The sequence below is a fragment of the Hyphomicrobiales bacterium genome (assembly GCA_016125495.1).
Classification (GTDB): Bacteria; Pseudomonadota; Alphaproteobacteria; order Rhizobiales; family RI-29; genus RI-29.
Genome location: WGLQ01000001.1, coordinates 30,714 through 44,646 on the forward strand (window position 1 = coordinate 30,714; position 13,933 = coordinate 44,646).

Consider the following 13,933-nt stretch of genomic DNA (forward strand, 5'->3'; position numbering starts at 1 on the left):
GGTCAATCGCTCCCCACCAGCGCCATCAGATACGTTCCATAGCCGCTTTTGAGCAGCGGTTCGGCCAGCGCGCGCAACTGCCCGGCATCGATGTATCCCATTCGATAGGCCACCTCCTCGGGGCATCCGATCTTCAGCCCCTGGCGCTCCTCGATCGTCTGTACGAACTGGGCTGCCTGGAGGAGAGAATCGAATGTTCCCGTGTCGAGCCAGGCAAATCCTCGCCCCATGAGTTCGACGCGCAGAAGTCCCGCCTCGAGATACATCTCGTTGAGGCTGGTGATCTCGAGTTCGCCGCGCTTGGAGGGGCGTACCCGGGCCGCCATGTCGCAGACGTTGTGGTCGTAGAAATAAAGCCCCGTCACGGCGTAGTTCGACTTCGGGTGCTGCGGCTTCTCCTCGATCGAGGTTGCGTTGCCGCTTTCGTCGAACGCGACCACGCCATAGCGCTCCGGATCGCGGACCTGGTAGCCGAACACTGTCGCACCGGTGGTCTGCTGCGCCGCCCGTTGCACCATGCCGCTGAGCCCGTGACCGTAGAAGATGTTGTCACCGAGCACCATCGCCGCGCCGTCCCCGTCGATGAAGTCACGGCCGATGAGGAAAGCCTGCGCAAGGCCTTCGGGCTTGGGCTGCACGGCATAATCGATACTGATCCCGAGCCGGCGTCCGTCACCGAGCAGTCGCCGAAAGATGCCCTCGTCCTCCGGTGTCGTGATGACGAGGATCTCCCGGATCCCCGCCAGCATGAGCGTCGTCAGAGGATAATAAACCATCGGCTTGTCGTAGATCGGCACGAGCTGCTTGCAGACCGCGCTCGTCACCGGAAACAGCCTGGAACCCGTGCCCCCGGCAAGCACAATTCCCTTCATGTCGTCCTCTCCAGCGCTCGTTGTCCGCGATCCGTTTCCGGCGCCCTCACGGGCCGGCGTCGGCCCTGCTCAGTAGGCATTGCGTCCGACGATCCCGTAGAACGGTGTCATCGCGAGGATCTTGAGATCGAAAAGAATGCTCCAGTTGTCGATGTATTCGAGATCATAGCGGATCCGGTTTGCCATGTCCTCCGGCGTGCGCGTCTCCCCCCGATAGCCGTTGACCTGTGCCCAGCCCGTGATCCCTGGCTTGACGTTGTGCCGGTTCGAGTAGCGCTCCAGCATGGCGGAATATTCCTCGTTGTGCGAGATCGCATGCGGGCGCGGACCGACCAGGGACATGTCGCCGCGCAGGACGTTCACGAGTTGCGGCAGTTCGTCGATGCTCGTACGGCGCAGGAAGCGACCGACGCGGGTGACGCGCGGATCGTTGCGCGTCGCCTGCCGCACATCCGGCCCGTTCTCCGTGACGGTCATGGTGCGGAACTTGAGAACCTCGATCTCGCGATGATTGAGGCCGTGCCGCATCTGACGGAACAGGATGGGCCCGGGGCTGTCGAGACGCACGGCGATGGCGGCCACGAGCAGGATCGGGCTGGCCACCACGAGCAGCAGCGGCGCCAGGATCGCATCCTCCGCCCTCTTGATCAGGCTTGCCCAGTCCCGCAGCGGCCTGTTCCGCACGCTGAGGAGACCGATATTGCCGAGCCTCGAGACACCGCGATGCGCGACGTTGTCACGCAGGAAATCATTGGTGAAATGGGTGCACACGTCGATGTCGACGGGCAGTTGCTCGCAGCGCAGCGCCATCGTCGCGACGCGGCGGTCCGCATCGGCTGGCAGCGCGATCAGGACGCTATCGAATTCGTCCCTGCGACCGGCCGCAATGAGGTCATCGAAGGTGCCCGCCATCTGGAGGCCCTCGGTATCGGCCCTCGGCCCCTGGAGCCGGTCGTCGAAAATGCCTGCGATCTCGTACTCCGTCCCGACGCGCTCGAGTTCCCCGACGAGCCGGCGCGCAATCCGCCCTGAGCCGTAGATCGCCACACGGGTCGAAAACCGCCCCCGCTCGACCGCATCGCCCAGGACTCGCCGCCCGACCATCGTCACGACGAAGAGCCCCGCGACCGTGATGAGCGCCCAGAGCGGATACCAGGTCACAGGCACATGCGGCTCGGTCCCGAGCCCCGCACCCACCAGCACCACGAAGCCGAACGCACCGATCACCGGCAGCAATTCCGCGAGCGCGCGCCTCTGGCACCACCGTTCGACGTGTCGCAAATTGTAGCGGTCGAAGCGCCGCAGGACCACATGCACGGCAATCGCCGTGATGATCGCCGTCTGGGCGGCCCCGAACAGGTTCACTTTCACTTCAGGGAGCGTAAATCCAAGGCCGGCAAAGAGGCCGGCGATACCGAGACTGGCGACGAGTGCCATCAGCACGACCGCCACGTCGGACCATGCCAGCAGATCCGCCGCCACCTTTCTCGACCACTTCGGCGCGGTCCGGCGCGCACCTTCAAGGCCCGCATCATGGTCGACCGTCTCGAGCGCTTCGCGAATTGCACTGGCGTGGGATGAGAACAACACGACTCGACCTGTCGATTGGCGTTTGGACGGATTGCAGTTTTGCCGCGACAGCGCGAATATTGCGTTAAATCGCTCGCCGTCCTGGAATGCCCGCCCCCTCAGGCACGCGCCGTGACGAGCCCGGCGACCGGCACGGGCTCCACCCGTCGGCCGGTCCCGAGATCGCCGTTCGCCACCTCGGTGACAACCATGCCGGCGAGTCGGTCGCCGTAGACGGCAAGCTCCCGCGTCACCCTCTTGGCGCGTGCGCTTTCGCAGAGCGACCAGTCGCAGACGACGACGATCTGATCGGCATGCGCAACGAGCGCTTGCCCCGCCGCCCCGCTCGCCAGCCCCGGCGCATCGACCACGATGACGTCGAACCAACTCCTCAGCGTCGCCATCGCCTCGACCATGCGCACCGACGTGAAGGCATCCCCGGCCCACGCCTCGCGCCGTTCGCCGCCCCCGATGGAAAGAAATGCAAGACCGGTCTCGCGCTCCCTCATGACGAGGCGCTCCAGCGCCACATCGTCGAGGATATGGTCGATGAGCCCGTCGTCGTGACCGGGCGCGAAGGCCCGGCTGAGACCTGCCGCGCCGGGATCGCCGTCGACGAGCAGTGTACGCACGCCGGAGAGCGCATATTGGTGCGCCAAATTCGAAGCCAGCACCGTGCGTTGCCCATCGCGCCCCGGCGCGGTGCACACGATCACCCGCGCACCGTTTCCGTCCCTCCACCGGTCGACTGCCAGCCGCGCGCTGCGTACACCTTCGCAGAACGGCGCCTGCGGGCTGGCCAGGATCAGGCGCAGCCGGCGCATCTGTTCCTCGTCTCCGACCGCCCGCCCGAGGCGCGGCAGCGAGGCGAGATGTCGGGTCCCGAAGCGCCCTTCGACGATCCGCGGCGTCAGGATCCGCGGCCGCAGCAACTCCGCGGCCGCGGCCGCGATCAGCGCGAGTATGATGGCCGCGACGGCCCCACCGATGACGATGTGCTTGCGCTTGGGAGACGATGGGTGGGTCGGCGTCGCCGCGCGCTCGACGATGCGCGCGTCGGGTAACTGGTAGCTGCGCTGCTCGGCGGTTTCGCGATAGCGCTTGAGGAAAGATTCGTAAACTTCCCGGCTCGCTTCGGCCTCCCGCGTCAGCGCCCTGAGCCCGACCCCTTCCTGATTCGCATCCGCCGCCCGCGCCTTCAGCGCCTCGAGGCTCGCGACCAGCGCCACCTCCTTGGCCCGCGCCACGTCACGCTCGTTGGCGAGACTGGCCACGATGCTGGCGATCTCCCCGTCGAGCTGGCGCCGCGCGTCCATTTCCTCGGCGACTGCTTCCTGGATGGCGGGATGTCTCGCGCCATAGCGGATACGCAGCTCCGCCACTTTCCTGGTCGCCCGCGCGAGTTCTGCCTTGAGCGTCGAGATCGTGTTGCTGGCGAGCACGTCCGCCACCGCCTCGTGCGCGCCGGGGCGCTCCAGCATTTCGCGGACGTTTTCGTAGCGCGCCTTCGCCGTGGCCGCGGCGTTGCGTGCGACCGCCACCTGTTCGGTCAACTGCGTCAGCTCGCGCTCGTCGAGTTGCTGCCCACCGCTGCTGAGCAGATCGTTCTGTGACCGGAACGTTTCGATCCGACGCTCGTTCTCGAGCACCACGCCCCGCAGTTCCTCGATCCGCCGCTCGAGCCAGACCGAGGTCGCCTCCGCTGCATTGGCCTTTTGCTCCACCTGATCGGCGAGGTAGGCTTGTGCGATGGCGTTGGCGATCAGCGCGGACTTCTGCGCGCTCCGCGAGCGAAAGGTGATGCCGATGAGGTGGGTGTTGCGGATGCGGTACGTCCAGAGATTGTCGAGCACAGCCTCGAAGACGTCGTCCGGAATCGCTTGCCCCGGCGTCGCATTCTCGATCAGCTTGTCGAGCGTGAGCGGTGCCTCCGCGATCTCCCGCACGAGCGCTTCGGACTTGGGCGCCGTCGCCTCGTCGGCCCAGGTCGCCCCCTGGCCTACCCGGCCGTTGAATTCACCATCGCGGTCGAGCCGCAGCGCGTGAATGACGCGCCCGACCACCTTGCGCGAGCGCACGATCTCCACTTCGCTTTCGATGGTCGGCGTATCGGTCCGCAGGTCCGACAGAACCGAGCGGATATCGACGACACTGCGTTCGCGCGAATCGATGATCACAGTCGCCGTCGCCTCGTAGCGGGACGGCAGGCTGAGCGCGATCGCGAACGCGAGCGCCAACACCACGCCGACCACCGAGACGATGATGATCGCGCGCTGGCGCAGCAGCGTCACGAGATCGCCGGGCGCATAGGAAAAGCCGCCCGATTGCGGTTCGACATCGATCGGATGATGTGGTCGGTTCACGGGCTCACTCGTCAAAACGCAAGATTTATTCCCGCCCTCACGATGTCGCTCTCGAGGTTGAGACTCTGGTCGCTCGACTGGCGTTCGATGTGTTCATAGGACAAAACGATTGACGCATTCTTGGTGTACGAATACTGGAGACCCGCCCCGACAGAGAGAACGTCGTCGTGCCGGTCGGCTCCAACGAAAACCTCTTCCTCGTAGCCGACGAAGGCGTTCACGTGGAGGTTGCGCATGACCTCGTAGCTGCCTTCGAGCCGCGCGCCGGTGTCGATCCTGGCCGAGGCGTCGGTCACACCCGTTTCCGCGATTTCCCGCTTCATGGTCAGGCGCAACTGTGAGAGATGCGTCGGCCGCCATCCGATTTCTCCCTCGACGGTCAGCCCGCCGAAATCCTCGAACGTGTCGAGCCGGTAGTCGCGATGCTCGTAGCGCAATCGCAAGGCCGTGGTGAACGCCGAGTTCACCTCCCATTTGAACCCCACTCCCGCGCCGTAGACGATGGCGTCGCGATCGTCCGCTCCCGTCCCGCGCGAATCGATGTCGCGGATCGAGATGCCCGTCAGCACGGCCGCTCCGGGAGAGAACCGGTAGATGAGGTTGAGCGCCCCGGACACTTCGGTTCGGTCCCTGTAGTCCTGATCGATGTTGGAACCGTCGACGGCGTCGACGTCGTCGTAATCCACCTCCTCGATCTCGGCCTCGAGCGTCGCGGCGAGGCGCCCGGCATCCCGGCGCAGCCCGAGCCTGGCATGGCTCCTCTGGAACGCGACGGGCTCGGCCGCCGCCGTCGGCAACTCGCTTTCGAGGCGCCCCTCGTGGCGCAACTCTGTCCCGGCGGTGCCGAAAATCGCATGCAGCGCGTCGACATCGATCCGGAAGGCGGTCTCCGCAACTCCCTCCGTCTGCTCGCCCCAATTATCGTCTTCCGAGAGCAGGTAACTGCCTGAAAGGAGGAAGTCGATGACGTGCCGGGGCAGGTCCGACTGAACCTTGAGCGTCGCCGTTACGCCCTGCTCGTAGAGATCGTAGTCCAATGCCGGATCGCCGCCCCCGACATTCCAATAGGAACCCCCGAGGAACAGCGAGGGAAACAGCGTGAAACTCCCCCACCGCAACCCGTCGGGCGCATAATCCGCCGCGTTGAGCGCCCGCTCGCGCTCGGCGCCGTAGTGCTTGTGCGTGTCCCAGGTCCGCAATGCCTCCTGCCAGGCGACGGTCGACTCGTAGCGCTCGACCCGATCGTGCAGCGAGACGTCGGCCGCCTCGCCGGTCGAGGCGAGCAGGGGAGCGGAGAGTCCGGCAACCATGACGGCGAACCAGCGCGCTCGACCGAATACCGACCGTTCATGAGCGGCACGCGCACCGGGGTTCAGGCACCCGGCCGTCATGTGGACCCGGACGTTGCCATCGCTCGCGCCGGCCATGACTCAAAAGAACCGTTCGGGAATGCGGATGTTGTCGCCCGGCAGCACCAGGTACTGCGACGGCAGGGGCACCTTGATCTCCCGGCCGTCACCATGCCGCACGAGGATGATGTAGCTTTCGTCCGCACGGTATGTGCTCCCGCCGGCCATGGCGATCGCATCGCGAAAGCTGATTCCCGGCTGGTATTTGAACTCTCCGGCGCCGCGCACCTCGCCGTGAACGTAGAAGGGGCGATAATTGAGGACTTCGACGCTTACCCGCGGCTGGCGCAAATAGCCATCGGCGAGACGGGCCGTGACCGCCTCCTTGAACTCCTGGATGGAAAAACCGGTCGCCGCGACCTCTCCGATGAGCGGCAGCGCGACACGCCCGTGCACCGAGACCTCGTACTCCCCCGAGAGTTCGGCCTCCTGGAACACGGTGACCTTCAGTCGGTCGCCGGGCCGCAAGCGATAGACGCGCGTGACGGTGTCCTCGAACCCCGGCCCACCCCCTTGGGTCGCGCTCGTTTGCACGTGCCGTCCTTCGACGGTCGGCAGCGATTCGTCCGTCGCATATCGGGTCTGACCGCATCCGGCGACGGTGAGCGCCAGGACAGCGGCAGTCCACACCCTCGCGCCACGGGCTCGATGCGCGCGCGCGACGGCATTGCTGCAGGCGGTTGCTGACGAATGGATACGCGACACTGGTTCCACCGGACGTTGCAGTTTCGGGCCAACGGCCACCGCAACAGGAAACCCCGAAACCAGCTAAATTGCCGTTAAAGCAACGCGAAGTCGCTGCGCGGACACCTCTCGCCGGGCCGCCCGGGCCGATCCGGCCGGCGAATTCAGAACGCCCGCACCAGCGCCGTGTCGTTCCTGATGTCGTACTGGCACATCAGGGTGCGCTTGGGGTCCCCCGCAATGATGACAAGGTGGGGATGCTTGTAGCGCGCGGCCCACATCGCATGATTGACCTGCCAGAGGTAGACGTCGAGGTCCGGATCGCCGATCACCAGCTTCAACGAGCGCGGAGTCGCCCATGCCGTCGACGCGGCCACCGAGCCGGCCCGATTGGAAACGGTTGAGCAACGGGTTAGCGCCGCCGAGCGGTACGCCCCGACGAGCGCGTCGCTCGTCGCGCTGCGATAGAGCAGCTGCTCCTGGATGAGCCAGCCGGCGATCAGGATCGTGCTCAGTATGGCAATCGTTCGCATTGCGGTCCGCTCCGGCACCGGCCGCAACCGCAGACGTCGATAGGTTGCGCCGGGAGAGCTTTCCAGCCAATGGTGAATATTAGATTGAAGATTGACCCGGGATGCACGATCCCTCGTCCGCCAGGCAGGATGTCGGCGGTGCACGGGACGTGGCAGACCATGGAATGGAGCATGCGATGGCAGCGACAAAGCGGATCCTGATCACCCGGCGACTGCCCGACGCGGTCATGGCGCGGGCACGTGCCACCTACGATGTGCTGCACGATGCCGACGACCGACAGCTCGGGCGTGACGAACTCGTCGCCGCCTGCCGGGAGGTCGACGGAGCCCTGATTTGCATCCGCGACAAGTTCGACGCGACCGTCGTCGACGCGCTGCCCCAGCGCTTCGGCATCGTCTCGACCTTTTCCGTCGGCACCGATCACATCGACCTCGCCGCCGCGCGAGAGCGCGGTCTGCGCGTCGGCTGCGCCCCGAACGGGGTGACCATCGCGACCGCCGAGATCGCCATGCTGCTGATCCTCGGCGCGGCGCGCCGGGCTGGCGAGGGCGAGCGGATGATGCGCGATGCGAGCTGGACGGGTTGGGAGCCGCTGCAGCTGGTCGGCTGCCGCCTCGATGGCAAGCGCCTCGGCATCGTCGGCATGGGCAAGATCGGAAAGGCTCTGGCCCAGCGCGCGCGCGGCTTCGACATGGAGTTGCACTATTACAATCGCCGCCCACTGCCCGCAGAGGAAGCGATGGGCGCGACCTATCACGCGAGCCTGGAAAGTCTCCTCGCCGTCTCCGACGTCCTCTCGCTCAACGCGCCTTCGACGCCGCAAACGCGCGGCATGCTGGACGCCGCCGCCCTTGCGCGCCTGCCGCGCGGAGCGATCGTGGTCAATACCGCTCGCGGCGATCTCGTGGTGGACGAGGACCTCATAGTCGCCCTGCGGTCCGGTCAGGTGGGCTACGCCGGCCTCGACGTGTACGCCGGGGAGCCCAATCTCGACCCGCGCTATCGCGACCTGCCCAACACGTTCCTGCTGCCGCACCTCGGCTCGGCCGCGATCGAGGCCCGCAATCAGATGGGCTTCGAGGCGCTCGACAACATCGATGCGTTTTTTGCCGGACGCGAGTTGCCGTTTCCGGTGGTTTGATTTGGAGCGTCGGCGGCAGGCCCGATCAGTCGCGGGCAGCCTGCCAGTTCCGCCGCCAGGTGCTCGAAGTACTGGGGGCCCCGGACTTGACCGGAGCGACCACGGGGCGCGCTCCTGAGAGTGCGGGCGTCGCGTACCGCGGCCGGCCGGCGTAGCCGATCGTGCCACCCGCGTGCCCCTGCTCCAGTCGCCAGGTGCCGCGCTGGCGGGCCATCAGAAACGCCCGGCGCCGGGCTTCATGGTCCTCGGCAGCCACCGGTTCACCGGTCGCATGCGCCGAGAGCAGCGGATCGGTCGCCCGCCAGCTTTCGGGCAGGACGCCGCCTTCCGCCGCAACCACCGGGCCACCGGCCTGCCGTAAGGCGAGTTCGGTCTCGCCCGCCTCGATCCGTTCGGCAGCGTCGGCCTCGTGTTCGGCGGTCTCGACGCCACTGGCGGCTTCGCCCGTCGTCGCGCCAGTCGATCCCTCCACACCCGCGGCGACCGTCTCGGCGACGTCGTCCGGGTCGCCCTGACCGGAGGGAACGGCGCGGCCCGGCACGATCTGCAGTGGCGTCACCCGCACCTGCGGATTATCGATGACCCGCGCCTCGCGCACCCGAACATCACTGAGCGAGCTGCCATCCTCGACGGCGGCGAACCGCGCGTGGCGGATGCGCGCATCCCGCGACCAGGGCTCGGGCTTGCACTGGCAGCCGGCAACCCGCTCGCGGCGATAGCGAAACGCATTCTTGAGGTCGCCGTAGGTGTTGCCGTTGAGATCGCGCCAGCGGGCCACGTCGTCGTTGCCGGTCCAAGTGACGAACATCGCCGCCGAGTTGCCGCAGGCGGCATCGCAGCGGTTGCGGTCACGCCGGAACGCGGAGCTGGAAACGCCGTGGCTCAGCGGGAAGTAATAGCCATCGCAGAGCCGGACGCACACGGTGCGGTATCCGCCGCTCCGCGAGGCCTCGGGACGAAGGCTCTGACGACCCGCGGCATCGGAACCGTCGAGGTAGCCCCGTTGCCTGCTCGCTTCGGCGAACGGCTTGAAAATTCGGCGGCTGCCGTCCGGTCCGACCACGATGCGGTAGCCGCCGTGGCTCAAGACCCGCCCGTTCGGCCCGACGCGGATGATGCGCCCGGGAGCCACGCGCCGATGCTCCGGCACGCGCACGACGCGCGCGGGGGGCCGGGCCGGCTTGCTCTGGAAAAGCGAGAAGAAACCGCCGCTCTGCGCCGCCGCGGGCGTCCCCCCGACGACCAGCGCAACGAGCATCGCGAGCACCAGGGCGAGTAGGGTGCCGAATTCGAATGCCGGGGACGAACACCGTCCCACGGCATGGTGCCCATGCCGGGCGAAACGGAGACAACTCATGACCGACGCGCAACCAGTAGGGTCAAAGGACGAGCGGCACCGCCGCGTACGTCCTAGCCCTAGCCTGGAAGTGGAAAGGCTTCGCTAATCGTGCCCCATTTCATGGTGCCGATCCGAACAGCGTGCACGGCGGCACTCCAAGCCGCGCCCCTCTCCCGTCGGACGATCCAGCCCTCAGCGCTGTTCGGCCGAGCTGAATGCCGACTTGCGCGCCACGCCGCGTGACACCGAGGCCTGGGGTGCCCGGCTCGAAGGCGTCACCACGACCACTCGCGACGTTGCGCCGAGGCCCATGCGGTTGACGCTGCGCACGTAGCGGCTATCGCCCGATTGTTCGCCGCCGGCCACGACCGTGCGGCTCGAAGAAGGCGCACTGATACCGCCGCCGAAACTCACCACCTGGACACGCTGTGCCCGGGCCCGATCCGCTTTGCGCTCGAGCTGGGCCAGGTACTTCTTCATGGTCCCGTCACGCTCCATCTGGGCGAAGCGCGCATGGCGCTGCTGAGCGGCGGCCTCCCACGGATCGGGGCGGCACTTGCAGCTCGGAACCTGCTGGCGCGCATACTGGAACGCGGTGCGCAGCTTGCTGTAGGGGCGACCGCGCAGGTCTACCATATCCTCGGGCTCCTGACCGGGATTGGCGTAGTAGAAGAGCTTCGTCTCGGCCGCGCAGCTCGAGGCGCAGGCCTGCTCGTCCGCGCGGAAATTGCCGCGCCCGGTCGTGAAACTGATCGGCCAGAAATAGCCGTCGCAGAGCCGAACGCAGACGGTGCGATAGGTGCCGTACTCGGATTGCGGCACCCGCCCGCTGTTGCGTGTGCCCGGTTGCCAGGCGCTGGCCGAACCACCATTCGCACTGGTGAGCCCGGCCGGTTGCAGAAGCGGTTGTTCGGCGCCACTGCCGCCGCCCTGACCGCCTGCCGGGCGCCGGCGCGTCCAGTAGCCTTCGTCGCGGATGGCCGTCGTGAAGCTGTTCCAGTCGTCGGCTGTAAAGAGCACCGAGCCGCGATAGACCTCCGCATCGCTCGATCGGCTGGTGCGAGCCGCGCTCTCGCTGGCGTCATTGACGAGCAGGAAGACGAATGTGGGCATGGCCACGACCAGCAGCCCCGCGACCAACAAAGAAAAGGCTCCCGCGAAACGGTCGAAAATCCGACCGGCGCCGTACGCATCGCTCGACATGACGTGCCCCATACTCGACTTGCAACTGCTACCCCAGGGCACAGATAGAGCAAACAGCGGGCCAGTCCAACAACTTAATGGACAGTGAATATCTCTATTTCGGTATTGGTTTATATCACGGACGACGGCTAGACCCCACGCTGGCAGCTAGCTTGGCTGCATCCTGAGGGCACCGTCCAGCCGGATCGTCTCGCCGTTCAGCATGTCGTTCTCGCAAATGTGCTGAACGAGCGCCGCGTATTCGTCCGCTCTGCCGAGCCTGGAGGGGAAGGGCACGCCACGCGCCAGGTTGCGGCGGACCTCCTCGGGCAGGCCATCGACCATCGGGGTATGGAAGAGTCCGGGCAAGATCGCCATCACGCGGATGCCCTCGCGCGCGAGGTCGCGAGCCACCGGCAGTGTCAGCGCGGCCACACCACCCTTCGACGCAGCATACGCCGCCTGACCGATCTGACCGTCCTCGGCCGCGATCGAGGCCGTATTGACGATCACCCCCCGCGTGCCATCCGGCCCGAGCGGGGCCAGCGTCGACATCCCGGCGGCCGCGCGTGACAGCATCACGAAGGTGCCGACGAGATTGACGCGGATGGTGCGCTCGAAGACCGCGATATCGTGCGCCACCGGCGCACCCGATTCGCGGTCGCGGCGGACGGTTTTCTGCGCTGTTGCGATGCCGGCGCAGTTGACCAGGATGCGCTCTTGCCCGTGCGCGGCCCGCGCCTGCCCGAGGGCAGCATCGACGCTCGCCGGGTCCGCGACATCGCAGCGCACGAACAGCCCGCCGAAGCTGCCGGCAACCACCTTTCCGCGCTCGGCATCGAGATCGAAGACCGCAACCTTGACGCCAGCCGCCGCGAGCCGCCGCGCCGTCGCCTCGCCGAGGCCCGATGCCGCACCGGTCACCACCGCGCTGATGCCACTGTCGAGCTTCATTCGAGCCTCCCTGCGTTCGCGACCATCGTTGGCGATCCCGACCATTTGCCATGGCGCGTGTACCAGCGATAGGCTGAAGGCGGGTGACCGTTGAAAGCAAGGACGAACGGGGCCACTTCGACGATCTGTTCGAGAGGATGGAATGCCGGTGGATTCGACCCGAGACAGCACCGACGGACAGGCTGACGAGGACTTGGCGGTCAAGCTCGCCGAGGTTCGCGACGGTTTCTGGAGGAAGCTCGCAGGGATCGCGGCGCGCCTGCCGTTCGCCGAGGATCTCGTTGCCGCCTACTACTGCACTATGGACCCGCGGACGCCGACGCGCGTGCGCATGACGCTTCTTTCGGCGCTCGCCTACTTCATATTGCCATTGGACACCTTGCCGGACTTCATCGTCGGGCTCGGCTACACGGACGACGCGGCCGTTCTGGCCCTCGCCATGCGCATGGTCAGCGAACACATCCGACCGCCGCACCGCGAGGCGGCACGCAGCGCGCTCGATCGTCTTGCGCGCGACCCGGCCACCCCGCTTTCCTGAGGCCAGCTCCACGAGCCCGCCCGGTCGCTCAAAGCGACAGCACGACCTTTCCCTTGGCCTCGCGACGCTCGATGACCCCGAGCGCCTCTTGGATGCGTGCGAGCGGGAACGTGCCGTGGATGCGGGGCGCGAGCTTTCCCTCGGCACACCAGCCGAGCAGCTCCTCGAGCTGGCGGACGTGACCGACCGGATCGCGCTCCGTCGACTTGCCCCAGAACACGCCGACCACGTCGACGCTCTTCAGCAGGATGAGATTGAGCGCGAAGCGCGGGATCTCGCCCCCGGCAAAGCCGATCACCAGATAGCGCCCGCCCCAAGCCAGCGAGCGCAGTGCCGGTTCGGCCTTGTCGCCCCCGACGCAGTCGTAGACGACATCGACGCCGCCCTCGCCCGCCGCCTCGCGCAGCGCCTGCCTCAGGTCCACCGCGTCGTAGTTGATCGCGACATCGGCGCCATGCGCCCGCGCCACGGCGAGCTTGTCCTCGCTCGAGGCGAGCGCGATGACGCGCGCCCCGAGCAACTTCGCGATCTCCACGGCGGCGAGACCGGCCCCACCGGCCGCTCCGAGCACGGCGACCGTTTCGCCGCCGGCGAGCCGTCCCCTCTCGGCGAGACCGTGGTAGGCGGTGCCGTAGGTCACGGCGACGCCAGACGCCACGGCATCGCTGACCCGCATCGGCACCCGCGCCAGGAGTTCTTCGCGCACCACCACCTTCTCGCGCGCCCCACCATGGCCGATGAAGGCAGCGACACGGTCGCCGATCCGAACGCGTTGCACACCGGGCCCCACTCCCGCCACGATTCCCGCGATCTCCGCCGCCGGCGAGAAGGGCAGGTCGGGCTTCACCTGGTAACGGTTGCGGACCATCAAGGTATCGAGGAAGTTGAGCCCTGCCGCGGTCACCCGGATCAGGCATTCGCCAGGGCCGGGCACCGGATCGGTGATCTCCTCGATCGTGAGGCCATCGATCCCGTCGAATGACTTGCAGAGCGCGGCTTTCATGTGTGATGCCTCTGGTAGTGCCTCGCGATGCGGGCTGGTGGGTGTGCGCGGTGCGCGCGGCCGTCGTGGTTCGCGCCTGACGCAGGACCCTCTAGCGCAGCGCATCCAACGTTCGCTACCCGCTCGCAGCACGGTTTCGAACCAAACGTCGGATGCATAAACTGCAATAGAATCAAAAACTTGCTAGTATTCCTCTTGACTTCGACACTTGGTCGATCGAGTGCCGCAAAGGGTACCGAATGTCGGAGCCGGAACACTAGTCGGCCCGCCGCGGCGAGGCAACGGGTTCGGTCGGTATGGCCGGCATCACAAGGGAGCGCTCCGCGAACGTCGGCACGGCGAGCG

Annotated in this window: 12 protein-coding genes; 2 read left to right on the forward strand and 10 right to left on the reverse strand. The window is 66.8% G+C overall.

Translation table 11 applies throughout. From position 1 onward, the window contains the following. Positions 1–2 precede the first annotated feature (2 nt). The 6 genes from rfbA to GC150_00140 all read right to left on the reverse strand — a co-directional run bounded on the left by rfbA (position 3) and on the right by GC150_00140 (position 7,430). Positions 3–872, reverse strand: a complete 870-nt coding sequence (gene rfbA / locus GC150_00115) for a glucose-1-phosphate thymidylyltransferase RfbA (protein ID MBI1383303.1) — start codon at positions 870–872, stop codon at positions 3–5. 69 nt (positions 873–941) lie between these two features. Beyond that, positions 942–2,459: an undecaprenyl-phosphate glucose phosphotransferase gene (locus GC150_00120; protein MBI1383304.1), complete on the reverse strand. Its 1,518-nt coding sequence runs from the start codon at positions 2,457–2,459 to the stop codon at positions 942–944. Positions 2,460–2,560: 101 nt separating this feature from the next. Further along, complete coding sequence (locus GC150_00125) at positions 2,561–4,819, reverse strand: hypothetical protein (GenBank protein ID MBI1383305.1); 2,259 nt, start codon at positions 4,817–4,819, stop codon at positions 2,561–2,563. After that, positions 4,816–6,231 carry an outer membrane beta-barrel protein gene (locus GC150_00130; GenBank protein MBI1383306.1) on the reverse strand — a complete coding sequence of 472 codons (1,416 nt, stop codon included), beginning with the start codon at positions 6,229–6,231 and terminating at the stop codon, positions 4,816–4,818. Before GC150_00130 ends, GC150_00125 begins: the two co-directional genes overlap by 4 nt. Positions 6,232–6,234: 3 nt before the next feature. Next, entirely contained in the window at positions 6,235–6,747 is a 513-nt protein-coding gene (locus tag GC150_00135) for a polysaccharide export protein (GenBank protein ID MBI1383307.1), read from the reverse strand. Positions 6,748–7,061: 314 nt separating this feature from the next. Continuing rightward, a complete protein-coding gene (locus GC150_00140) occupies positions 7,062–7,430 on the reverse strand; it encodes a hypothetical protein (protein ID MBI1383308.1) in 369 nt (122 codons plus the stop codon). A gap of 176 nt (positions 7,431–7,606) precedes the next feature. Between GC150_00140 and GC150_00145 the strand changes: the two genes are divergently transcribed. Next, a complete protein-coding gene (locus tag GC150_00145; GenBank protein MBI1383309.1) occupies positions 7,607–8,572 on the forward strand; it encodes a D-glycerate dehydrogenase in 966 nt (321 codons plus the stop codon). A gap of 25 nt (positions 8,573–8,597) precedes the next feature. On the opposite strand, the gene GC150_00150 is transcribed toward GC150_00145, so the two are convergent. The 3 genes from GC150_00150 to GC150_00160 all read right to left on the reverse strand — a co-directional run bounded on the left by GC150_00150 (position 8,598) and on the right by GC150_00160 (position 12,047). Further along, positions 8,598–9,929, reverse strand: coding sequence for a DUF2865 domain-containing protein (locus GC150_00150; protein ID MBI1383310.1), 1,332 nt, complete (start codon positions 9,927–9,929; stop codon positions 8,598–8,600). A gap of 174 nt (positions 9,930–10,103) precedes the next feature. Beyond that, positions 10,104–11,126: a DUF2865 domain-containing protein gene (locus tag GC150_00155; GenBank protein MBI1383311.1), complete on the reverse strand. Its 1,023-nt coding sequence runs from the start codon at positions 11,124–11,126 to the stop codon at positions 10,104–10,106. Positions 11,127–11,261: 135 nt separating this feature from the next. After that, positions 11,262–12,047: an SDR family NAD(P)-dependent oxidoreductase gene (locus GC150_00160; protein ID MBI1383312.1), complete on the reverse strand. Its 786-nt coding sequence runs from the start codon at positions 12,045–12,047 to the stop codon at positions 11,262–11,264. Between the two features lie 142 nt (positions 12,048–12,189). On the opposite strand from GC150_00160, the gene GC150_00165 reads away from it, so the two are divergent. Continuing rightward, positions 12,190–12,585: a DUF1232 domain-containing protein gene (locus tag GC150_00165; protein ID MBI1383313.1), complete on the forward strand. Its 396-nt coding sequence runs from the start codon at positions 12,190–12,192 to the stop codon at positions 12,583–12,585. A gap of 28 nt (positions 12,586–12,613) precedes the next feature. On the opposite strand, the gene GC150_00170 is transcribed toward GC150_00165, so the two are convergent. Then, positions 12,614–13,588 (reverse strand): zinc-binding dehydrogenase, encoded by a 975-nt coding sequence (locus GC150_00170; protein ID MBI1383314.1) that lies wholly within the window; start codon positions 13,586–13,588, stop codon positions 12,614–12,616. Between the last annotated feature and the right edge of the window lie 345 nt (positions 13,589–13,933).